Origin of the sequence: Paenibacillus bovis, assembly GCF_001421015.2 — a bacterium.
Lineage (GTDB): Bacteria > Bacillota > Bacilli > Paenibacillales > Paenibacillaceae > Saccharibacillus > Saccharibacillus bovis.
This window is the reverse complement of record NZ_CP013023.1, coordinates 737,501-761,421: the sequence shown is the minus strand read 5'-3', so window position 1 is coordinate 761,421 and position 23,921 is coordinate 737,501. Positions and strand designations below refer to the sequence as shown.

Below are 23,921 nucleotides of genomic sequence, written 5' to 3'. Positions count from 1 at the left end.
CTCTTTCTCCCCTTTTGAACAGTTTTTTGGGTGCCATGCAAAGAACTAACAGGATTTTTACTTGGCGTATAATCTTACTTTCGCCGTCATTTTTAATATGGATTATAGGTCTTTTCTCCTAATATAAGGTAATTATGTATGATTCTACTTTCTTAGATTAATTACGACAAAATTAGAGCATCAAAAAAGACCATCTTATGTGCAAGATGGCCTTTGATTTATAAACTTTTGTACTTGTCCGCACAATTATAGATCCATGCAGCAAGATATTAATGTGATTTATCCTATACTTTTATTGAATACAGCGGCAATCGCCTGTGCACGATCCGTTACACCCATTTTATTAAATATATTAGTTAAATGATTTTTCACCGTATGCTCACTAATAAATAGCGTAGCCGCAATTTCTTTGTTGCTGGACGCTTTGACAACCAGCTCCAGAACTTCCTTCTCCCGTGGAGACAGCCCAAACTGCTTTACAATCGCATCCAGTCCGCGGCCTTCTGCTCCTTCTGCAGTAAGAGCCTTAGCTGCCGGCGCTTTCTCTTCCACCAGATTGATTTCGGTCTGAAGTGTATGTCTGCTCAGTACAAACAGGCGGAATTGACTGACTAATCCCTGATCCACACCATTGATCTGCAGATCATTCACTACGCGCATATCATGATCGCCAGCTGTTGCAATAGCAAAAGCCAGGGCCATAATCTGCCCACCTTTGGAATAGGAACCGGTGCCAAGAATACTCTGGTCGTCATGTATATGCTTGTAGTCCTCGATCATTTCCGCTTCCTGCTGGAAAAGATGCGGGAAGCTGCGCAGCATGGAAGGATCGGTACACGACATCAGACAGGCACGACCAATCACATCGGCTTCTTCCTTGCTGATGCCGCCCCACATAGCAAATTCCTGTACAATTTTTTGGGCATCGGCAGTCAGCTGATAATGAGCAACATTCCATTCCCGGATAGCTTCATGCAAAATATGCGCAAACCGGTTGCTGTTGGACAAATACTGCTGCCGATCATGAACAGACTTCATGACGACACTGCCCATCATTGCCAGAGCCGACAAAATCTCGCGACATTCTTCGCCTTCCTGCTCATTGCTGACAGCAACGCACAGGACAGCTCTTGTCCGGTCTGCATAGACGATCGGATATTCCAGCATCAGCGAGAACGGAGTAGTCGGATTAATGAAGGAACTCGCTGCAGGCTTATCACTATTGTCGAGATAGCGGCGGGCGATATCCTTGGCATATGTTTCCCCTTTGGGACTCTGCATACCGCGCGCAACCATCTGTATTTTTCCATCTTCCGAAGAACGGTGAACCACAATGGAGGCGGACGGATTCCACACCAGATTGAGGCTCATATCGACCAGCATGAACATCACACGCTGGATATCCTGCACCGATATAATCATGCGGGACAGCTCAATCAGCGGCTTGAAGCGCTGCAGCTGTTTCTCCATTTTCTCGTACGTAATATGGTTGCCGATGTACCAGCCCATTAGGGAGATCATCGTTTCTTCAAACTGCGGATTGATACTTGGCGTAGAGCGTTCTTTGAAACTCAGGCCAAATAACAGTCCGTATACCTCATTCTCATAACGAATCGGGAAACACTGCACTTCATAGACCGAATCCAGCCCATTTTGCTGGAAAAAGTGATTTCTTGGGTCCCGCGATATATCTCTCCAGCGGCTCGACTGCGGACTGAGTACTGCCTGTCCGAGGAAGCCTTCGCCTTCATGGAAGGTCGAACCGCCCAGCGTTCCCGAATTCATGCCCATACTGTTCATGATCGTATATTTGCCCGGAGCCGTTTTGAGTGCAAATCCGAATACGTCTGCCAGATCGCTGCTCGCCAGTACCGCACGAGTAATTTCTTCGATCGGATTCCCGATACTTTGCTCGGTAATCAGCGTTTCATTGAGTGCATTCAGGCGCTGGGTCAAGCGGTTTTCCTTGAAACTCGATTTTAAGATAAGAGATAGCGCTTTGGCGAACTTGGTAATCTTTTCACGCTTGAAAATCTCCTGATCGGGAGAAATTTCGCCCGTATTCTGAATCCAGCTGCGCATTAACTCAATAAAGTCAGCAGGTGCCCCGCTCTCCGGCTGTACATAATTTGGATGCGTAATGATGGACTGAAGCGTTCCCTGCTGAATCAGTATACCGCCCCATACATACATGCCTGTATCGGACTGATCTACTGATACAGGAGCAATCAGCCATTTTACACCCGGTACCCATTGATCGGACAAAATCGTCTGACGGATGCCCTGCAGTTTATCGATCTCCGTCTTGAACATGTTTTGCAGTTCACTGCTATATTTTTCAAATACGGAGGAATCGTCAATATTGGAAGGAGCCGTTATCAGCTGACCCTCATGGTTGGTAACAAAGACCAGCAGATTGGTCAGCTGGGCATACGTATCCTGAAGTTCCTGACAAATCTCTCTGGTATCGTTCATCATATAAGTATCAATCATAAGCATTCAGATCCACTTCTGTCTGTATATAAGGAGCTTTATATCGATAGATCGCACGTATCCCTTGCCCATTCTTTTCCAGAATGGACATCTCCGCCAGACGGTTCAATGCCTGTTCCGTTACCTGCTGGCTGCGGCCAAGCCGCTTGGATAAGCCGTTGCTGGTCTCGATCGCATACGGGTTATTTTCAAAAAATAACGTGCATTCCATCTGCAATGTAATCACATCACTTTCTGCCACCATAAGGTCCCAATCCCTCCTTATATCAATTGTACGAAAGGTTTCTCGGCTACATTTGCGATAATGTGTGGAGCAGATACACGTCCACTCGGAGATTTGGTCACCTGCAGATATTGGTAATTACCATCTACCCACGTACGAATTACACCATTGCATGTACGCTCAAGGAACGAAGCCGTTTCCGAACCAATCTCGGCAAAGTTACAGTGTACTACAATGGTAATACCCAGTGAGCGCCACATCGACATCTCTTCCGCAAAATAACGAAGCAGGAAATCTTTTCCTCGCTCGGAAATAATCGTATTCAGATCATAATATACAAACCAGCGCTTGTCACACAAATCTTCACATTCAAAAATCGGATTCAGCCGCTCGTTAAGCACCTGTGCATACTCTTCATTAGTAACTTTATCCACACGAACCATAGCTTTTTCCAGATCCGCTTCCACTGCTCTGCGATAATGTTCAATAAAGAAGGCTTTCCCTTTACGTGCTGCTTCTCGCAGTGACACCCCAAACAGCTCGATCGTGTCTGCAAAAGTATCCAGCGATGTATTTCCCGACATCATCGTCACCGTACAATCGTCATCCTTGATACGCTGGGAATAAATTGAAGACAGCAAATAACGGTAATTGGCTTTGCTGTTTGTATCAATCATGAATACACTGCCCCGTGGAATACCACCTGCCAGCATATCATCCAGCGAATCGATACCGGTAGACAGCACTTCCGCTTCGCGAATCAGCATCTTGTCTTCGGCCATCGACAGGGAAGGCACAATATATACGCCATTATGGATAAACTTGTAGGTATGTTCCCCTTCCAGAATACGAGTACCGCGCATTTTCAATACTTCAATCGTCCGCTTGCGGTATTTATCCATTAGCGGCTTGAGGGACAGGCGTACAATCCCATCGCAAATATAGTTCTCAAAAGGCATGCTCATCCCTTCAAACTCGGAATACTCCCGGATAAAAAAGGAAGTCAAGGAATGCTTGCGCATAATATTACGGATAGAATATACATTCGTCCGTACGTTTTCTTCATCTCCCACCATTCTAAAAAGACTGATACTGTCAATAACTACCCGCTTGCAGCCGATCTCATTAACGATCTGTTCGAACAGGCCATGAGGCTGGAGCATTTGTTCCAGCAAAATATCCGGTTCCATACAAATAACGCGCAGCTTGTTCTGCCTTTCAAGATCCCGCAAATCCCAGCCAAAGCCGTTCATATCCTCATAGATCTGCTCCGGAAGTTCCTCGAATGTAATGTAAATTCCCGGTTCATTATGCTTAACTGCACCTTCTACCAGAAATTGCATACCAAATGTTGTTTTGCCGGTTCCCGGTTCACCTTCCAAAATTACTACAGCTCCAGGCGGCACTCCACCATATAGAATATCGTCCAGACCTGGTATACCCGTTTGAACAGCCTTCTTTTTCTGCATATACTGCTCCCTCCATCTGTAGAATATTTTAGTCAAGCAAGGGGTAGCTTTGTCCTACGAAGATGACTGTACAGCAATTATAACAACCTATCGCGATTTGGAGAAAGGTATTTTCCATTTTTGTAGAAATAGAGTAGAAATAGAAAGGTGTTTAATCAATTATACCCTTTTTTTCCAATTATCAATGATGTATTCACAATAAATTATTGCGATACTTCCAAGTATTAAACATATTTTCCAGCAGCCCCTCTGCTCAAAGAAAAAGCTGGAAACCATCCAAGATTTCCAGCTTTTGCCTTATATTATTGTTACGCATAATTGCAGTAAAAAGATTAAACTTTTTTACCTATTTTTTCATTATTATGCTCGGGGTTCCAGTGCCTGTTTTAATTCTTCGGAAGAGTTGTTCCACCATTCCTCATTATGACTGACAAGCAGCTGACGAAGCGCCGCTTTTGCTTCCTCATCCAGTCCTTCCAGCATAACCCGGCGCTTGATCGCGTAATCCAGTTTGTTCACATGCTCGGCGAGAATCTTCCAGCCTTTTTTATCTTCTTCATTAATCCACATCTCGCAGGCAGTAGCTCCGGCATAGTTGGCGCCTTCTGCCAATTTGTCTACTGCTACCCATACGACCCATACCTGGCGACCGCCCTCCACCTCTTCACGATTCGGTGTAAACTTGATACCGCGCTCGACCTTGCTCTTGGCATGCATGGCACCAATATCGATACGCGCTTCACCACGATCTACTATTATAGGAGAAACATTGTTCAGATTAATGGCACCTGCGCCAAATCCTTTGTGCTTGCTGCTTTTGGTACTGCTACTGATAATATTGAGAGATACTGCTTTTTTGCCCGGTTGATTTTGTTCCATGAGTCTAGTAACTTCCTCTCTGTATTGGATATATGAGTCATAACTGTTTATAATGGTAAAATGAGTTTGTTCGGCTGTTTTTATTTCTTACTGTACATAATAACATCATCATTATTGTAACGAATATCCTTTTAAAAGCCAACGAAAGTCGATTCCTGTCACTTTTTCGGCAAAAAAGAAATTTAATTGTCTCAAATGTATAAAGTTTACAAATTTATAACCGAAAAAGATTAAAGAACAGGCAAGCATAAGCCCAAATGAGTACGAATAGGCATTGAATGAAGAACAAAGATTAAATTTTTTTAATAATTACAAACCTGATAGTGACGGGCTTTCTCGCTTGCTAACGCATTCATTTAGCAAGTTATCCTTAAAAAAGGATGAATAAACGTTTGCCAAAGTAAAAAACCTCTGTTAAAATAAATCCAGCGAGTTATTAGTAACAACTTTGTAAACTTTAACAATGAAGCTTGTAACTTTTGTCAGAAAAGATGAAATTTGTCGTGAATCGAATATGGACTACGGTGCAATCAATAAGTGTGAAGCCAAATTCCGTGGCACCGGGAAGCGGGGGAACCGTTTTGGGTGAATTGATCTTGTTTCGGAGGGATCATAGGGGAAACCTTCTACCGAATCCTTAAGCTAACCTCGCAGGCATTGGAAGGGGACAAATGATTTTGAATATGAAAAAGAAACTAACCGCCGCAGTAATGGGATTCGCAATTGCGTTTACTGTTATGGGGACTAGCAGTGCAAGCGCAAATTCCAAAATGGACCAGATCATCGAACCAGCCATGGGTACACCATATCGTATTGGTGGAACATCTTTTAGCGGTTTTGACTGCTCCGGATTTACTCAATATGTATTCGGTCAAATGAATATCGATCTGCCTCGCCAATCGACTTCTCAGTATCAAGTCGGCGACGCTGTATCCAAAAGTGATCTGCAAGCTGGGGATCTGGTATTCTTCAACACTACGGGGGCAGGCGTTTCTCATGTAGGCGTTATGGTAAGCAGCAGTCAATTCGCACACGCTTCAACATCCAAAGGCGTACGAATTGATAATATTGATATGGACTACTACCAAAACCGCTATGTGGGCGCTAAGCGTGTAATGAGCAACTTCTCTTACAGCAGCTATGCAGCCGAGTAATTAACATTTATTCTAACTGTATATATAATTCATTTACTAACCGTGAAGGATTCCCGCCAGAATCTTTTGCGGTTTTTTTATTGCTTACTTGTAAGACGTAACAACCTGGGAATAGGTTACATATTTTGAGAAAAATAATTGCTGCAATGTGAAGTTCGACTGTTCAGGTAATTATGTCTACTATATAGTACCCGGATCGTAATTATGGTAAACACATTTTCCAGTAAAAATTAATATTAATTTTTGAAATATCGGGCAAACGCACTTTATAGTACGCTTGTGATTTGTGCGCTGTCGTAAAGCAGCTGATCATGGATATTATTCCTTTTCGGATTATATCCTGGCTATTAAGCTTGAATGTGAACCGTGCCACTTTTATAATCTGTAGTAGCTAACTGTACAGGATGCAGTCCCAGCAAGTGAGACACTATGATATATGATGAGGAGTGACTGTTATGAATCATTTTTCTGTACCTTACTTTCATACTGCTCCCCTCCATGAGCAGCAGGCTGCCGAAATATGTGAATGGGTATACGACCCGCCTTATGATATATATGGATGGATGTCCTGGGACCAGATGCAGGAGCTGGAGATCGAATTTGGAGACCCCGAACTGCGACAGCAACAGTATCTGGCAGTATTGAATAATAAGGGAGAACTGGCCGGCTTTGCGCAGCTTTTTCCTTTGCAGCAGACGATTCGGCTGGGTATCGGCATGCGGCCGGATCTGTGCGGTCATGGCTATGGTGCCGAATTCACCCTTGCGGTCGTAAGAGCCGCTATCCAGCGTAATCCGGAGGCCGAGATTGATCTGGAAGTGCTCACCTGGAACCAGCGCGCGATTCGTACCTACCAGAAAGCAGGATTTCATATTACCGATACGTATACACGGCGTACACCGGATGGCATGAAGCCTTTTTATTGTATGGTTTATGAAAAGGAGAATGCCTAACCTTTTCTTCATAGCAGCATCCGTGAATTCCAAAAAGCACATCCGGCAGCGTATAGACTGCGAGATGTGCTTTTTTGGTTATAAGCCGCCGATACCCGGCAGTCTTTTATTCAACTATCCGACTATTGATATATAAACACACCTGAGTAACGACCGATATCAGATCAGCGATACAAAAGTCATCTCTTCCTCGCCAATCAAAATATTAATCCGATGCGTATCCGGGTCATGAATAACAATCCCGCTGCCTACATGAATCACAGGCTCTGAACCCAGTGCATAGAAAAGATCTTCAGCCAGCGCTTCCTGTACTTCGAGCTTTTCGCTATCCTGAAGCGCTACCCATTCTTCCGATTCCATATGAAAAAACATATAGCTGTCCGGTATCATATCCAGCGCCGCTGTCAGATCCGTGAGAATTTCTTCGTATTCGCGACCGTGTTTTACCCCCATGGCTCTTCTCCTTTCCATCTGCCCATATTGTCACAATTGCCAACTTCTTTCCATTATAACTCAAAAAACTCTTAACAAAGTATCATATTCTGTCGATAAAAAAGTATCAGCTTTTTAAGTAACGCCATCATTCCATGGAAGAGAATGATGCAAGAAATAAACTATACTCATGGACGAGGTGTATTATGCAAATTTCAACAATTATTGGCCTGGCGCTCGGGTTTCTATCCCTGGTGGTTGGTATGGTGCTCAAAGGCGCTCCATTGATCAGTTTGGTTAACAACCCGGCGGCTTACGTTATCATTTTCGTAGGTACGGCAGGAACAATCTTTATGGCATTCCCGATGGCAGAAGTAAAACGTATTCCCAAGCTGTTCGGTATTATTTTCAAAGAAAAACCGCTTATGAGCAAAATCGATTTGGTACGCATGTTCATGGAATGGGCGTCTATTACCCGTCGTGAAGGCTTGCTCGCCCTAGAATCCAAAGTCGAAGAAATTGATAATACGTTTCTTCGCAACGGTATGCGTATGATCATCGATGGTAACGATCAGGAATTTGTTCAGGATGTTCTGATGGAAGATATTAATGCAACCGAAGAGCGTCACCGCTCCGGAGCTTTGATTTTCACTCAGGCAGGTATGTATGCTCCTACACTCGGCGTACTCGGTGCCGTTGTAGGTCTGATCGCTGCACTGGCCGACTTGAGTGATATGGGTAAACTGTCACATGCTATCGCCGGTGCATTTATCGCAACCGTTCTCGGTATCTTTAGTGGTTACGTACTATGGCATCCGATGGCTAACAAATTGAAACGTCTGTCGAAAACAGAAGTCGAAGTAAAGCTGATGATGGTCGAAGGACTTCTGTCGATTCAATCAGGCGTATCAACTATGGCCATCAGCCAAAAGCTGTCTGTATTCCTGACTCCTACTGAAGTTGCAGCAATGGACGCGGATGGAGGAGGTGGAACCAGTGAGCAAGAAGGGTAAACGACATGAACCCCATGAGGAGCATGCCGACGAGAGCTGGCTGCTTCCCTATTCTGACCTGATGACCCTGCTGCTAGCCCTGTTTATTACGCTGTTTTCCATGAGCTCCATGGATGCTGCCAAATTCGAACAGATGGCTCAGGCCCTCAGTGCTGCCTTTTCCGGTGGTTCTGGTGTATTGAACGAGAATGCAATGGCTCCAACTGCTGGTAAAGTGCCGAACAAAGATCCACAGGATTCTACCGCATCTGCTGCTGCCGCACCTTCGCAGGAGACTTCCACTTCTTCCAAGCAAAAACTGCGTGAGCAGCTGAAAAAGCAGGAGCAGCAGGATCTGGAAAATCTCAAACGCAAGCTGGATAAGTATATTAGAGACAATGGTCTGAAATCGCAATTGACGACCAAATTGAATCAGTCCGAATTGAGCATTACGATTAGCGATAACACCTTGTTCGCTTCCGGACAGGCTACCGTCAAAACAGATTCCCGCAAACTGGCCAAGTCACTATCGACCATTTTGCAGGAAATTCCGAATTACGATGTTATCGTCTCCGGTCATACGGATAATGTACCGATCTCCAACTCCCGGTACACATCCAACTGGAATCTGAGTTCGGACCGTGCACTTAATTTCATGCAGATTCTATTGCTGAACAAAAATCTTGATCCACGTAAATTCAGTGCGATCGGTTACGGCGAATATCGTCCGATCGTCAGCAATGATACTAATATCGGTCGTGCCAAGAATCGCCGTGTTGAAGTCGCTATTGTCCGTAAATATGTGGACAATGATGTTAATCCTACGCTGCAATCTCTGACAGGCAATAAATAATCGTGTCTACGATATTTAGTTAATCATTTTGCAAACAGGCAGATACAGAGCATTCTGTGTCTGCCTGTTTTTTGATTTTTTATACCTGCTCTTTGCGTATTGCGATTGAAAACAAAGAAGGGATTGCCTACAATTATAAAAGGACATAAAATAGCAATATTTTGATGTTTTAGACGATTTTTTTGTGCGATTTTATCCACAGAACGCTTACACAGCAAGGTTTTCCACAGCAAAATATAGTTATCCACAATTTTATCCACAAGCTGTTAACAACGAATATTTGTTCGATGTACAAGTACGATAAATAGCCATACCAAAAAGGAAGTGTTTTCAATTTTAATGGAACAACATACGCACTGGATGAGAGAAGCTATTCGGGAAGCTGAGAAAGCAGAACAGCTGGGTGAAGTCCCGATCGGTGCGGTTATTGTCAAAAATAATGAGATAGTCGGACGTGGTTATAATCTGCGGGAGACGACTCACGATGCAACTGCCCATGCCGAGATTTTGGCGATTCGGGAAGCTAGTGAATCGCTTGGCTCCTGGCGTCTGCTGGACTGTACATTATATGTAACCCTGGAACCCTGTCCGATGTGTGCAGGTGCTATCGTACAGAGCCGTATTCCCAATGTGGTCTACGGGACGATAGATCCCAAAGCCGGCTGTGCGGGTACCCTGATGAATCTGCTTCAGGAGCCTCGCTTTAATCATCGTACCCAGGTGCTGGACGGTGTTCTGCAGGAAGAATGCGCCTGGTTGTTGACCCGATTTTTTCGTGAACTGCGCCTGCGTCTCAAAAAACCCAAACCATTGCAGCCTGAGTAAAGGGGGTTCCCGCTATGTCGATGTCGCTTGAACTGTATAATACCCGCAAAGGAATCCATATTCGGCAGCTCCAACCTGATGATGCCGAATCTCTCCTGCAGCTTCGCCTGCAAAGCCGTGAAGCGAATCAGCAGTATGAACCGCGTTATCCGGAAGATTTTTTTACACTGGCCAGTCAGCTGGATCTGATTTACCGGCGCCGCCAGGAAGCAGCAGAAGACCGCGGATACCTGTTTGGCATCTTTATAACGGCACAGCAGGAACTGATCGGCACCGTTTCGCTAAGTCATATCGTTCGTGGTGTAGGTCAGTTTGCCGAGATCGGATATTCACTGAGTCATCTGCTGCAGGGTCAGGGATATATGACTGCAGCGGTCAAGCTGGTTTTGGAGTACGCCTTTCGCTCGCTTGGGCTGCATCGTATCCAGGCAGGTATTATTCCGCATAATACAGCTTCGCGCCGTGTAGTGGAGAAATGCGGCTTCCAGGCAGAAGGCATTGCTCGTCAGCTGGTCAAAATTAATGGCGAGTGGGAAGATCATCAGATTTATGCCATTCTTGCCAGCGATCTGGAGGAAGACTCCTCGATCTCCTATGAAGCGCCGTTACCCCTTTCTGATCCCAATTCCCAATAAGCTATTTTAGTCGATATTCAATCTATCATTATTCAACTTGTATTGAATGATGTGATACTGCTTTTTAATAAGCATATGTTTACTTTAGGTATAAAAGCTTGCCATACACGTCGTCACAACAACACAGCATAACAAAAACCCTCACTGTTCAATGTGAACAGTGAGGGTTTTTGTTGAGACTGTCACAGGCAAAGTACTCTCCTGTAATCGTCTATTTAGATAATGGCATGGATCTTAGTAGCCCATTTCCTTTTGCAGTTGATCCATCGTTACTACATCAGCACCGGTTGGGATGCCCAGTGTAAATGTTTGTTTTTCGTTGATTTTGGAGTACTGGCTGCTTCCTTCCAGCGCTACCTTCACGTTTTCCTTGGTATCCGGATCAGCAAATACTGCATCCATAACCATTTGTTGATATACCGGGAAGTTGTCATCGTTGATAGCTGTATTCACATGGAACTGGTTCAGCGTCATGTATTTATCCAGCTCGTTTACCGATTTGGTGAACTCGTTCTGGGAATCTTCCGATTGAAGCGATTTTTTCACTTCATCGATATCGGATTGTGTAATATTCAGTGCGGAACGGTATTCTTCTTTGGACAGTACATCCAGTACAGCTGGCAGTGCCTGTTTTACAAAGATCGTTACTGCTTCTTTGGCATTTTCGTTAGTTACTGCGAATTGAACAACTTGCTTCGCATCTACGCCTTCAGGCAGAGCTGCATCTTTTTTATCTACATCTTTAAAGTATTTCGCTTGGTCGTATTTATCCAGTACTGCACTGGACAGCTCCTGCGACAGTTTTTGGCTGGTTTGTACGCTCAGCGGTTTGTACTCTTGACCTTCCATCTTAGCCAGTTCTTTCATATCCAGCTTGAGGAATTTGCCGACTATTGTTTCCGGCAATGGCAGCATAGGGATTTGCGGGATTTTGACATACAGTGTGTCCTGCGTCATCACCATTGGAACTTTGATATTGATTGCGCCATCACTCAGGTTGACGTTCATCGTCATTTCCGTTTGCATTGGGTTACTCTGATATGCACCGGTTACAGAGATCTGTGCATTTTTCAGTGTATTGGCAATCTGCGCATTGGTTGGATCTGTTGATGCTGCGCCGTCAGCAGATGTGAATGCCAGATTTGTGATTTTAAACTGTGTTGTCATTGCATACGATGTCATTTGCGCTGCATTGGTTACAGCTGCTTTTACGGCTGTTTTTGGTTCTTCCTTTTTCGTACAGCCTACCAGTGCCAGTGTGAATACCAGCAGGATCGCCAAAAGGCTTCCAGTCAATCTTTTGTTCATGTTGTTACCCCTTTCGTTTGTGTCCATCAATGAAGTAATGCTCCATGTTACGCAAGCAAACGTTTTACGGACTCCGCATCCATGATAAACCATTTTGACAGTATTTTAAATGACAAACCTAAAATTGGCTGCAAATAACTGCAAAATAATCAAAATTGGCATAAAATCCGGCATATTTACCGGTCTATATCCAATTGTAGCTTATACATAGGACCCTACAGGACTCCTTAGTGAATATCCCTTTTCTTAAAACGTCCACCTTTGACATCATGAATATTGCCTACCGCCATAAACGCATTTTCGTCAAAATGATTGACGATTTCCTTGAGCTTGGCTTCCTCCAATCGGGTAATTACACAGAAGATAACCTTCTTCTCTTCTCCCGAAAAGCCGCCTTCTCCGGATAAATAAGTAACCGTTCTTCCCAATCGGCTGATAATCGCATCGCCTATATCATGCGTACGCTCACTGATAATCCATACCGACTTGGATTGATCCAGACCATCAATCGTAATATCAATGACCTTGGTCGCGATATAATAAGCGATAATGGAGTACATCGCCCTGTCCCAGCCAAATACGAATCCTGCTCCGCACAAAATAAATACGTTCAGGATCATTACAATTTCCCCTACAGAAAAAACTGTTCGCCGGGATAGCAAAATAGCGATAATTTCTGTTCCGTCCAAGGAGCCGCCGGAGCGCAATACAAGCCCTGTACCCAACCCGAGAAACATGCCTCCAAATACAAAGGCGAGTACCGTTTCTTTGACAAAAGCTTCGACCGGATGCAGCAGCAGCGTACCTGTCGACATGACGGTAATCCCTAGCAGGGTAGACAACGCAAATGTCTTGCCGATTTGTTTATAACCGAGCACCAGAAATGGAATATTGAGCAGAAACAGAAATACCCCCAGCTTCCATCCCGTCAAATAGGACATGATGATGGATATCCCTGTAATTCCGCCGTCTGTAATGTTGTTGGGTACCAGGAATAATTCCAGAGCAGCCGCTACCGTAGCAGCTCCCAGAATAATGAGCAGCGAGCGAATCAGCGTACTTTTGAGTGAACGTCTTCCGTGTTCTACCGGTGTGAACTCGGATACCGGAGGTTGTTTTACAGCCATGGCCTTCCTCCTTTTTCTATGTACGTACTTTCATGCCACATGGTGGCAACTTTTTTCCAGCAGTCCGAAAATAACAAACGTTCACCTTTATATTATGGCATAAAATGGATGCTCATCCTATATAAATCAGGCTATCTGTAGCAAAAATACAAAAAAAGCCGTCCCTATTCGGAACGACTTGGTTATTGTAGATGTATGGCGGAGAGGGTGGGATTCGAACCCACGTGGGCTTGCACCCTAACGGTTTTCAAGACCGCCCCGTTATGACCGCTTCGGTACCTCTCCATTAAATCCTAATATTGCACAACACAAATATCATATCATACATCTTTGTACATGACAACTTTTATTTTGTTTTGTTACCGATCACTTCTACACCGCGCATGTAAGGACGCAGTACTTCAGGTACGATTACGCTTCCGTCTTCCTGCTGGTAGTTCTCCAGAATCGCAGCTACAGTACGTCCTACAGCAAGTCCCGAACCATTCAGCGTATGCACGAATTCCGGTTTGCCTTTGCTATCTTTGCGGTAGCGGATACTTGCACGACGTGCCTGGAAGTCCTCTACGTTCGAGCAGGAAGAGATCTCACGGTACATATTGCTTTCCGGCAACCACACTTCCAGATCGTACGTTTTAGCCGCGCTGAAGCCCATATCGGCTGTGCAGAGTGCCAGTACACGATAAGGCAGACCCAGCAGCTGCAGCACACGCTCGGCGTTGGCTGTCATTTTCTCCAGCTCTTCATAGGATGTCTCCGGCTCAACCAGCTTGATCAGCTCGACCTTGTTAAATTGATGCTGACGAATCAGACCACGCGTATCGCGGCCAGCTGCACCAGCTTCGGAACGGAAGCATGAGCTGTAGGCAACATAATGCTTGGGCAGATCTTCCTTGGACAGAATCTCTTCACGATGATAGTTGGTTACCGGTACTTCAGCAGTAGGGATCAGATAATAATCAGAATCCGTCAGCTTGAACAGATCCTCCTCAAATTTCGGTAGCTGTCCTGTACCTACCAGGCTATCGCGGTTAACAATGTATGGAGGCAGAATCTCCTCATATCCATGCTCTTCGCTGTGCAGATCCATCATAAAGTTGATCAGCGCGCGTTCCAGACGTGCACCCATTCCTTTGTAGAACGTAAAACGGGAACCTGTTACTTTGGCTCCGGCTTCAAAGTCCAGAATGCCCAGATCCTGAGCTACATCCCAGTGTGCTTTCGGTGTGAATTCGAACTGGCGTGGTTCGCCATCGCGCCGGATTTCCACATTATCGTCTTCTGACGCGCCTACAGGTACACTGCTATGCGGAAGATTTGGAATAGACAGGGTCAATGCATCGATCTCTGTCTCCAGGGTGCGGATTTCTTCATCCAATGCTTTGATCCGATCGGAGACCTGACGCATCTCCAGAATCAGTTCTTCGGCATCCTCTTTATTCTTTTTGCGCTGAGCCACTTCTCCAGATACGGTATTCCGGCGATTTTTCAGCTGCTCTGTCTCCTGCAGCAGTTCACGACGCTTGGTATCCAGCTCCGGGAAGCCTGCGATCAGATCGAGCGATTTACCACGATTTTGCAGCGCTGTAGCTACACGATCATAGTCATTGCGCAGTATTTTAACATCCAACATAAATAACCCCTCCTAATAAAATAACCTTAACTCCCGGTTCTCTTTTTCGCCGACAGGACAGCTCTTCCACAGCCGCCTGTAAAGGCGATAAACTGCCGGAAAAGCGATACACTGTACCGGGCAAGCGAGAACTTGCCGCCATCCGCAGAGAATCACATTCTACTGGCGGAAGCTGCCAAGAGTTAAGGTATGGTCTATCCTGTATATTCCTATTTGCATACATTTCTGTATACGTTATAAATCAAATGACTGCTTTTGTACTCTGGTCGTAGACTGATTATTTCGCAGCAGCCAGAGACTGTGCCACCATGTCCACAAAGTACTGATGAAGACGATAATCATCGGTTAGTTCCGGGTGGAAAGAGCAGGCCAGCAGATGCCCCTGTCTTGCCGTGACAATCTCGTCGTGATACACCGAGAGCACTTCTACTCCTTCGCCAACCTCTTGAATAAGCGGTGCACGGATAAATACCGCACGAATCGGCTCATCTATTCCTTTGACATCCAGATCAGTCTCAAAGCTCTCACGCTGTCTGCCAAAAGCATTGCGGGATACGGTCATATTCATCAGGGACAGATGCGCCTGATCATGACCGGCGATTCGCTCTGCCAGTACAATCAAGCCGGCACAGGTGCCAAACAAAGGCTTGCCCTGGGCAGAAAACTGCTGCAATGCTTCAATAAAGCCATATTTGCGCATCAGCTTGCCGATCGTTGTGCTTTCTCCGCCGGGAATCACGATTCCGTCGATCTCTTCCAGCTGCTCAACACGCTTGACAGTAACAGCTTCTGCTCCTGCTAACTCAAGACTCCGGATATGCTCTGCAACGGCACCCTGTAGTGCCAAGACACCGATTTTCATGTGCAATCCTTCTTTCTTACCAGCCGCGATCCTGCATGCGCTCACCTGGAGTTAATTTGGAGATTTCGATGCCTTTCATTGGAGCACCCAGATTTTTGGATACTTCTGCGATCAGCTTGTAATCGTTATAGTGTGTAGTAGCTTCTACAATCGCACGGGCAAACTTCTCAGGGCTATCGGATTTGAAAATACCGGAACCTACGAATACACCATCAGCACCCAGATGCATCATCAGAGCTGCATCCGCTGGTGTTGCTACGCCGCCTGCCGCAAAGTTAACTACCGGCAGTTTGCCGTTTTCGTGTACGCCAATCAGCAGATCATAAGCAACACCCAGGTTTTTCGCTTCCGCATACAGTTCATCTTTGGACATGTTCTGTACTTTGCGAATCTGGCTGTTGATATGACGCATATGACGTACGGCTTCTACGATATTACCGGTTCCCGGTTCGCCTTTGGTACGGATCATAGATGCACCTTCACCGATACGACGCAGTGCTTCTCCAAGATCTTTGGCACCACATACGAATGGTACGGTGAAATCATGTTTATCAATATGGAATACTTCATCAGCCGGAGTCAATACTTCACTTTCATCGAGGTAATCAACACCCAGTGATTCCAGTACTTTAGCTTCTACATAGTGACCAATACGTGCTTTGGCCATAACAGGAATGGATACTACTTTCATGACTTCTTCCACAATAGTAGGATCAGCCATACGGGCTACTCCACCAGCAGCGCGAATATCAGAAGGTACACGCTCGAGAGCCATAACTGCCGTAGCACCCGCAGCTTCTGCTACTTTTGCCTGCTCTGCATTCATGACGTCCATGATGACGCCGCCCTTTTGCATTTCTGCCATACCTCTTTTAACTCTCGATGTACCAGTTTCCATGTCCATGCCTCCTGATTATTTCTGTAAGCATCGTGCATATAGCATAATGCTGACTTTCTAAAATGATATGATTCCGTCGGCCTGCGCCATGGAAGCTATACGCACTGCCAGCGCGGATTACAGGACAGAATCTAACTCATAATTTTACATGACACTTCTGCAATATACAATACATTTACTTCGAGCAGGTAAAGTGAAAAAGCGGCCAAAGACAAGAAGCAGGACAGCCTTACGGCATGTACTGTACTTCTCGTCAGCAGCATTCCATCAAGTTAATTAAAACATGTTTTTAACAGAATCGAACAAATCGCCAAACAGATCACCGATCGAGCGGAAGAACAGGCGCAGCCAGCTTCCTTTTTCGACGGGTTCAGCAGCAATCAGGTTAACCGTAGTGACCTGATCCTGAGCGATACTATCGTTTTTATAGGTGTATGTGATTGTTCCAAGCGCTTTGCTTGCTGCGATTGGAGCAGTGCGTGCTGCTTCATCGGACTGAGCTACAGTGTAAGTTACATTTTTGGGCTCTGTGCCTTTTGGTACAACTACGTTAACAGCTGCATCGGTAACAACAGGCACTTCTGTTGCTGCGCCTTTAACTACCGGAATAGTAGCTAGACCGGATACAGCGGATTTTGCACCAATAATTTGTTTGACTTCAAAGTTATCAAAGCCGTAATCCAGCACTTTTTTGGTTTGTTTGAAGCGTTCAGCTTCCGTTTCCGCTCCCATAACGACACTGATCAGACGCATGCCATTACGTTCAGCTGTTCCTGTAAAGCACTGCTTGGCTGCTGCCGTATGACCTGTCTTCAAACCATCCAGACCTGGATAAGCGTATGCTTTAAAGTTGGTGATAGATGAATTGGATTCCAGCATCCAGTTCCAGTTCACTACAGGATCTTTATCTGTCGGACGGAATTTGAAAGATTGAATACTGGTCACGTCGCTAAAATCAGGGTGATCATCAACAATATGACGAGCCAGAATCGCTGTATCCATTGCCGACATTATCGTTTCTTTACCATCATCCGGACGGCTGGCTTCTGGCATATCTGAGATATTTAAACCAGTCGCATTGGCAAAGTGAGCTGTTTTCATACCAAATTCTTTGGCTTTGGCATTCATCAATTTAACAAAATCTTTCTCTGTGCCGCCAATTTGTTCAGCTAATGCTACAGAAGCATCATTGGCTGATCCAATTGCCATAGCCTTATACAAGTCCAGTACAGTATGCTTATCGCCTGCTGCAAGAAACACACGTGAGCCAATTTGAGCAGCAGCATTTTCAGATACGGTTACCACATCGTCCCATTTCAGCTTGCCTTGTTTAACATAGTCAGACACCAAGTATTCTGTCATCATTTTGGACATACTTGCTGGCGGCAGAGCTTCGTCGCTATTAATAGACAGCAAAATTTTACCGGTTGATGCTTCCATCAATACGGCAGATTTCACCTGTAATTCAGGTGCTTTTATATTAGATACAGCTCCTGTTTTGGTATCAGCAGCCTCTGTAGATTTGGTATCTGTAGAAGTATTGGTGCTGGTAGCAGATGCTGCCATGGCAGCTGTAGGAATAATCGTAGATATACAAAGCATATTTACAAGCATCAGCGATGCTACACTTTTTTTGATCAATTGACGTTTCGACTTCTTACCTTTTTGCGTTAATAACTTGCGTTCCAATGTATTAATGCTCCCCTCAAAGTCATAGCTTATGTTGTTCATGTAATATACCGTCTCCGGCATTTATGCAGTTCCATGATTACAATCACCGGTAAATCCTCATATCCGAATAATTATAATCATTTAATCCCGGATAATTCAGCTATTCAGCAGAGCAGATCAATGACCTGTTCAGTATAACAGCTGCTTATGTAACAGGCATAATGTATGGAAAAGCCCAATATCACAATGACTTTCTAATTTTAGCACACGCCGCCATGCAAAAAAAGACAAGCTTGCTGAAAATCACAAGCTTGTCCGAACGTCAATAAAAATCTAAAACGCCAGCCAGGTCGCTTCATCCAATTTTGCAACCAAAAGAGGGTGTATCAAAAGTGTGTACTTCTTCTATCCCACTTTTTTCTACATCATTTTATGGATATGACCTGACTGACTATTTGAATTTTATTTCAGTTGCTTCCATCATAAATGCTATTACTCATAGGTAGTCAGCACTGCTCTGCTGATTATAGCTCTCTTGTGCCGAGATTCTGTTACAGCGAGTAGTTTGGTGCTTCTTTAGTAATTTGAATATCATGCGGATGACTTTCGCGCAGACCTGCACCAGTAATGCGAACGAATTGTGTATCGTTGCGCAGTTCCGACAGATCTGCTGTACCGCAATACCCCATACCGGAACGCAGACCACCGATCAGCTGATGAACCGTATCCGACAATGGCCCTTTATAAGCTACGCGGCCTTCGATACCTTCCGGAACGAGCTTTTTGTCATCATCCTGGAAGTAGCGATCTTTACTACCCTGCTTCATTGCAGCCATGGAACCCATACCACGATATACTTTGAAACGACGACCCTGATAGATCTCCGATTCGCCCGGGCTTTCCTCCGTACCGGCAAACATACTTCCCAGCATTACTGCATCTGCGCCTGCTGCCAGTGCTTTGGTGATCTCACCGGAGTACTTGATACCACCATCGGCAATGATTGGTACACCATATTCACGTGCTACTGTTGCACAGTCATAAATCGCTGTAACCTGAGGTACACCGATACCTGCGATAACACGAGTTGTACAAATCGATCCTGGGCCGATACCTACTTTGACAACCGAAGCGCCTGCCTGGATCAGATCACGCGTAGCTTCGCCAGTAGCTACATTACCCGCTACAATTGTCAGTTCAGGGAACATCGAACGCAGCTTGCGGACTGCATCCAGAATGTTAATATGATGACCGTGTGCAGAGTCGACGACCAGCATATCCACACCTGCATTAACCAGTGCTTCTGCACGTGCAAATGCATCCTGGGAAACGCCAACAGCCGCACCGACGAGCAGACGCCCTTGGGCATCTTTCGCTGCATTTGGGAATTGGATAGCTTTTTCGATATCTTTAATTGTAATCAGACCTTTGAGGATATTATTTTCATCCACCAGAGGCAGTTTCTCGATTTTATGCTTTTGCAGCAGTACTTCTGCTTCCTGCAGTGTAGTACCGACTGGAGCAGTAACCAGATTCTCGCTGGTCATAACTTCACTGATTTTCATGTTAAAATCATGGATAAAGCGCAGATCACGGTTGGTAATGATACCGACCAAGGTGTTGTTTTCATCTACAATAGGTACACCGGAGATGCGATATTTGGCCATTACTGCCTCTGCATCAGATACCATTTTATCTGGAGTCAAAGAGAAAGGATTCGTAATAACGCCACTTTCGGAACGTTTTACACGATCCACTTCTTCTGCCTGCTGCTCAACCGGCATGTTTTTGTGAATAACACCAATACCGCCTTCACGTGCCATAGCAATCGCCATTGCAGCTTCCGTAACAGTATCCATACCTGCGCTGATCAAAGGCACGTTCAATTTTACATTTTTACTCAGTGTTGTAGCGACACTTACTTCTTTTGGCAATACTTCAGATTTACGCGGTACTAACAAGACATCGTCAAATGTTAGTCCTTCTTTAGCAAATTTTGTTTCCCACACGAGGATGTTCCTCCCTTTATTTGGTTTGCTGCCTATCGTATTGAATAATTCATTCCGCTCGCCTACTCTGCACGACTTCCAGGATTATCTATCGCAAACCCTCTGAAATCTTCCGTTAAAGCTATTCTCAGAAGTATTCAATCAACTGGATACTCTATTAAAACCCTTAAATACCAAGGAAATGTACGCCTTGAAAATAAGTTTCTGAAAATATATTATTGCCATCTTAGCAAAGGGGTTATAGGCTGTCAAGAATGTTCCGGCAATATCACTCAATTCCAAGTCTTTGCTCTTACAAGGAGTACTGTTGTCCACGCTAGAAGGACATTAATACTTATTATATTAATTCAATACTGTCATTTTATCTAATAATTACATTATACAAATATCATCATAAATATACTCTTGATCTACCGTATTACTCATCAACCTCTAAAATTCATCCGAATATTTTCCATTTTTATGAATAAGCACTATAATATTGGGTACTTTATAAACAAACCACTCTAACCTCGAAAGGAGTTTGATTATGAAAAAAGGTATGGCTTCTTTACTCGTTGGTTCTGCTTTGTTAATTGGTACAGGTACTGGTGCGCTGGCTGCTACGAACATGGAGGAAGTAACTGCATATTTAAATGATCAAATCAAAGTAGAAGTAGATGGAAATCCAGCAACACTGCAAACAGCTAATGGTAAAGAGGTAACACCTCTTACCTATAATGGCACTACGTACCTTCCAGTACGTGCTACAGCAGAATTGATGGGAGCAAATGTAGTATATAATGCTGCAACAAGTACAGTTCAATTGACTACAGCTACAGGCAATACGTATGCCGGCACTACCGCTTCAACAGGAACAACCGATACGACAACAGGTACTACAGATAGTACGACTGGAACAACCACTAATACGAATACAGGAACGACTACCGATACCAACGCAACAGGTACAAACACTGATGAAAATGGTACACCTAACCCATTTACTGAAACCACCAATAGTGGAACAGTGAACGGTAACGGCGGAACAGTAGATTCCACTACCGGCGGTGAAGTAAATAGCCCAGCTTCCGGAACAACTGTTGATTCTACTACAGGCGGATCTACCAACCCTAGCCAAGATGATGATTCTTTAGGTGAAGATAGCTAATATTAGTGATTCTAATTAATTAGGCGACGCATATATAAGAAAATAAACTACCAAATAATTAAATAGCTTCCAAGAAGAATTTAATTAATAATAGTTAACATTACACCAACTACACAAAGACTCTTTCCACTTGGAAAGAGTCTTTTAAGTAGGCAAAAATGCTTCCTACGTATATTCATCTCTACATAGGTCCATCTACAAGGTAGCAACAAAGGCTTAAAACCCAAACAAAAAAGACGCTATCCAGTGGATAACGTCTTTCTTTTTCGTCGCTTGGCAACGTCCTACTCTCCCAGGACCCTGCGGTCCAAGTACCATCGGCGCTGGAGGGCTTAACGGTCGTGTTCGGGATGGGTACGTGTGGAACCCCTCCGCCATCATCACCAAACGTCTTACCTTACAGGTTGATCACCTGAAAACTGAATCCGAAACGAAACACCGCTGTTTTAGAACGCTTATTTGGATAAGCCCTCGACCGATTAGTATTGGTCAGCTCCATGCATTGCTGCACTTCCACCCCCAACCTATCTACCTCGTCGTCTTCAAGGGGTCTTACTAATTGGGAAATCTCATCTTGAGGGGGGCTTCACGCTTAGATGCTTTCAGCGCTTATCCCGTCCGCACGTAGCTACCCAGCGATGCTCCTGGCGGAACAACTGGTACACCAGCGGTGCGTCCATCCCGGTCCTCTCGTACTAAGGACAGCTCCTCTCAAATTTCCTGCGCCCACGACAGATAGGGACCGAACTGTCTCACGACGTTCTGAACCCAGCTCGCGTACCGCTTTAATGGGCGAACAGCCCAACCCTTGGGACCTACTTCAGCCCCAGGATGCGATGAGCCGACATCGAGGTGCCAAACCTCCCCGTCGATGTGGACTCTTGGGGGAGATAAGCCTGTTATCCCCAGGGTAGCTTTTATCCGTTGAGCGATGGCCCTTCCATGCGGTACCACCGGATCACTAAGCCCGACTTTCGTCCCTGCTCGACTTGTAGGTCTCGCAGTCAAGCTCCCTTATGCCTTTACACTCTTCGAATGATTTCCAACCATTCTGAGGGAACCTTAGGGCGCCTCCGTTACATTTTAGGAGGCGACCGCCCCAGTCAAACTGCCCACCTGACACGGTCCCTGTACCGGATCACGGTACCAGGTTAGAACTCAGATGCGATCAGGGTGGTATCCCAACGGCGCCTCCAAGGAAGCTTGCGCTCCCTCTTCGTAGGCTCCCACCTATCCTGTACAAATCGCACCCCAGTTCAATATCAAGCTGCAGTAAAGCTCCATGGGGTCTTTCCGTCTTGTCGCGGGTAACCTGCATCTTCACAGGTATTAAAATTTCACCGGATCTCTCGTTGAGACAGCGCCCAAATCGTTACGCCATTCGTGCGGGTCAGAATTTACCTGACAAGGAATTTCGCTACCTTAGGACCGTTATAGTTACGGCCGCCGTTTACTGGGGCTTCGGTTCATAGCTTCGCTTGCGCTAACCACTCCCCTTAACCTTCCAGCACCGGGCAGGCGTCAGCCCGTATACTTCGCCTTGCGGCTTCGCACAGACCTGTGTTTTTGCTAAACAGTCGCTTGGGCCTTTTCACTGCGGCCCCCTCGTGCTATTCACACTACCGGGGCACCCCTTCTCCCGAAGTTACGGGGTCATTTTGCCGAGTTCCTTAACGAGAGTTCTTCCGCGCGCCTTAGAATTCTCTTCTCGCCCACCTGTGTCGGTTTGCGGTACGGGCACCTGCTTCCTGGCTAGAGGCTTTTCTTGGCAGTGTGAGATCATGACCTTCGCTACTATAATTTTCGCTCCCCATCACAGCCTGGCCTTAGAGCATGCGGATTTACCTACATGCAAGCCTCACTGCTTAGACGGACATCCATCAGTCCGCGTCACTACCCTCCTGCGTCACCCCATTGCTCATAACGGCTTTCGGTGGTACAGGAATTTCAACCTGTTGTCCGTCGACTACGCCTTTCGGCCTCGCCTTAGGTCCCGACTTACCCTGAGAGGACGAGCCTTCCTCAGGAACCCTTGGGCTTTCGGCGGATCAGATTCTCACTGATCTTTTCGTTACTCATACCGGCATTCTCACTTGAATTCTGTCCAGCGCTCCTTACGGTACACCTTCAACCTAAATTCAACGCTCCCCTACCCCTGATACGAATGTATCAAGCCATAGCTTCGGTGGTGTGTTTAGCCCCGTTACATTTTCGGCGCAGAGTCACTCGACCAGTGAGCTATTACGCACTCTTTCAATGGTGGCTGCTTCTAAGCCAACATCCTGGTTGTCTAAGCAACTCCACATCCTTTCCCACTTAACACACACTTGGGGACCTTAGCTGATGGTCTGGGCT

General features: G+C 45.4%; 19 protein-coding genes, 1 tRNA gene, 2 rRNA genes and 1 riboswitch (1 of these 23 cut by a window edge). Of the genes, 7 read left to right on the top strand and 15 right to left on the bottom strand.

Annotated elements, in window-relative coordinates:
• Positions 1-279: 279 nt before the first annotated feature.
• From AR543_RS24915 to AR543_RS03310, 4 genes are all read right to left on the bottom strand, one after another.
• On the bottom strand, positions 280-2,478 hold the full coding sequence (locus tag AR543_RS24915) for a response regulator transcription factor (protein ID WP_269466989.1): 2,199 nt from the start codon (positions 2,476-2,478) through the stop codon (positions 280-282).
• 7 nt (positions 2,479-2,485) lie between these two features.
• Positions 2,486-2,737 (bottom strand): hypothetical protein, encoded by a 252-nt coding sequence (locus tag AR543_RS03320; protein WP_060531818.1) that lies wholly within the window; start codon positions 2,735-2,737, stop codon positions 2,486-2,488.
• Positions 2,738-2,754: 17 nt separating this feature from the next.
• Positions 2,755-4,185 (bottom strand): ATPase domain-containing protein, encoded by a 1,431-nt coding sequence (locus AR543_RS03315; protein ID WP_060531816.1) that lies wholly within the window; start codon positions 4,183-4,185, stop codon positions 2,755-2,757.
• Between the two features lie 360 nt (positions 4,186-4,545).
• Positions 4,546-5,064, bottom strand: coding sequence for a YwhD family protein (locus tag AR543_RS03310; protein WP_060531814.1), 519 nt, complete (start codon positions 5,062-5,064; stop codon positions 4,546-4,548).
• 533 nt (positions 5,065-5,597) lie between these two features.
• A riboswitch (cyclic di-AMP (ydaO/yuaA leader) is annotated at positions 5,598-5,736 on the top strand.
• An 11-nt stretch (positions 5,737-5,747) separates the two neighbouring features.
• Here AR543_RS03310 and AR543_RS03305 point away from each other — a divergent pair.
• Both AR543_RS03305 and AR543_RS03300 read left to right on the top strand, forming a co-directional pair.
• The gene (locus AR543_RS03305; protein ID WP_060536617.1) at positions 5,748-6,218 is read left to right on the top strand and encodes a C40 family peptidase; all 471 of its coding nucleotides are present in this window, start codon (positions 5,748-5,750) and stop codon (positions 6,216-6,218) included.
• Between the two features lie 455 nt (positions 6,219-6,673).
• Entirely contained in the window at positions 6,674-7,171 is a 498-nt protein-coding gene (locus AR543_RS03300; RefSeq protein ID WP_060531812.1) for a GNAT family N-acetyltransferase, read from the top strand.
• A 159-nt stretch (positions 7,172-7,330) separates the two neighbouring features.
• On the opposite strand, the gene AR543_RS03295 is transcribed toward AR543_RS03300, so the two are convergent.
• Positions 7,331-7,624 (bottom strand): hypothetical protein, encoded by a 294-nt coding sequence (locus AR543_RS03295; RefSeq protein WP_060531810.1) that lies wholly within the window; start codon positions 7,622-7,624, stop codon positions 7,331-7,333.
• Positions 7,625-7,809: 185 nt separating this feature from the next.
• On the opposite strand from AR543_RS03295, the gene motA reads away from it, so the two are divergent.
• The 4 genes from motA (at position 7,810) to AR543_RS03275 (ending at position 10,908) form a co-directional block, all read left to right on the top strand.
• Positions 7,810-8,616 carry a flagellar motor stator protein MotA gene (motA, locus tag AR543_RS03290; protein ID WP_060531808.1) on the top strand — a complete coding sequence of 269 codons (807 nt, stop codon included), beginning with the start codon at positions 7,810-7,812 and terminating at the stop codon, positions 8,614-8,616.
• Positions 8,600-9,448 carry a flagellar motor protein MotB gene (gene motB / locus AR543_RS03285; RefSeq protein WP_060531806.1) on the top strand — a complete coding sequence of 283 codons (849 nt, stop codon included), beginning with the start codon at positions 8,600-8,602 and terminating at the stop codon, positions 9,446-9,448. Before motA ends, motB begins: the two co-directional genes overlap by 17 nt.
• A 339-nt stretch (positions 9,449-9,787) precedes the next feature.
• The gene (gene tadA / locus AR543_RS03280) at positions 9,788-10,273 is read left to right on the top strand and encodes a tRNA adenosine(34) deaminase TadA (protein ID WP_017815686.1); all 486 of its coding nucleotides are present in this window, start codon (positions 9,788-9,790) and stop codon (positions 10,271-10,273) included.
• A gap of 20 nt (positions 10,274-10,293) precedes the next feature.
• Positions 10,294-10,908: a GNAT family N-acetyltransferase gene (locus tag AR543_RS03275; protein ID WP_060536616.1), complete on the top strand. Its 615-nt coding sequence runs from the start codon at positions 10,294-10,296 to the stop codon at positions 10,906-10,908.
• 234 nt (positions 10,909-11,142) lie between these two features.
• Here AR543_RS03275 and AR543_RS03270 read toward each other — a convergent pair whose 3' ends face one another.
• The 8 genes from AR543_RS03270 to guaB form a co-directional block, all read right to left on the bottom strand.
• Positions 11,143-12,216: a hypothetical protein gene (locus tag AR543_RS03270; protein ID WP_060531801.1), complete on the bottom strand. Its 1,074-nt coding sequence runs from the start codon at positions 12,214-12,216 to the stop codon at positions 11,143-11,145.
• 227 nt (positions 12,217-12,443) lie between these two features.
• Positions 12,444-13,343 carry a YitT family protein gene (locus AR543_RS03265; protein ID WP_060531799.1) on the bottom strand — a complete coding sequence of 300 codons (900 nt, stop codon included), beginning with the start codon at positions 13,341-13,343 and terminating at the stop codon, positions 12,444-12,446.
• A gap of 196 nt (positions 13,344-13,539) precedes the next feature.
• Positions 13,540-13,628, bottom strand: a tRNA-Ser gene (locus tag AR543_RS03260).
• 61 nt (positions 13,629-13,689) lie between these two features.
• Positions 13,690-14,976, bottom strand: a complete 1,287-nt coding sequence (gene serS / locus AR543_RS03255) for a serine--tRNA ligase (RefSeq protein ID WP_060531797.1) — start codon at positions 14,974-14,976, stop codon at positions 13,690-13,692.
• A 277-nt stretch (positions 14,977-15,253) separates the two neighbouring features.
• Positions 15,254-15,838, bottom strand: a complete 585-nt coding sequence (gene pdxT / locus AR543_RS03250; protein WP_060531795.1) for a pyridoxal 5'-phosphate synthase glutaminase subunit PdxT — start codon at positions 15,836-15,838, stop codon at positions 15,254-15,256.
• 16 nt (positions 15,839-15,854) lie between these two features.
• A complete protein-coding gene (pdxS, locus tag AR543_RS03245) occupies positions 15,855-16,736 on the bottom strand; it encodes a pyridoxal 5'-phosphate synthase lyase subunit PdxS (RefSeq protein WP_017815692.1) in 882 nt (293 codons plus the stop codon).
• A 276-nt stretch (positions 16,737-17,012) separates the two neighbouring features.
• Positions 17,013-18,350 (bottom strand): D-alanyl-D-alanine carboxypeptidase family protein, encoded by a 1,338-nt coding sequence (locus AR543_RS03240; protein WP_418304215.1) that lies wholly within the window; start codon positions 18,348-18,350, stop codon positions 17,013-17,015.
• A gap of 608 nt (positions 18,351-18,958) precedes the next feature.
• Positions 18,959-20,416 (bottom strand): IMP dehydrogenase, encoded by a 1,458-nt coding sequence (gene guaB / locus AR543_RS03235; RefSeq protein WP_060531793.1) that lies wholly within the window; start codon positions 20,414-20,416, stop codon positions 18,959-18,961.
• 529 nt (positions 20,417-20,945) lie between these two features.
• On the opposite strand from guaB, the gene AR543_RS03230 reads away from it, so the two are divergent.
• Positions 20,946-21,566 (top strand): stalk domain-containing protein, encoded by a 621-nt coding sequence (locus AR543_RS03230; RefSeq protein ID WP_060531791.1) that lies wholly within the window; start codon positions 20,946-20,948, stop codon positions 21,564-21,566.
• Positions 21,567-21,837: 271 nt separating this feature from the next.
• Here the strand turns inward: AR543_RS03230 and rrf are convergent.
• Both rrf and AR543_RS03220 read right to left on the bottom strand, forming a co-directional pair.
• Positions 21,838-21,954: ribosomal RNA gene (gene rrf / locus AR543_RS03225) — 5S ribosomal RNA — on the bottom strand.
• Positions 21,955-22,025: 71 nt separating this feature from the next.
• Positions 22,026-23,921: ribosomal RNA gene (locus tag AR543_RS03220) — 23S ribosomal RNA — on the bottom strand; it runs 1,028 nt beyond the window's last position.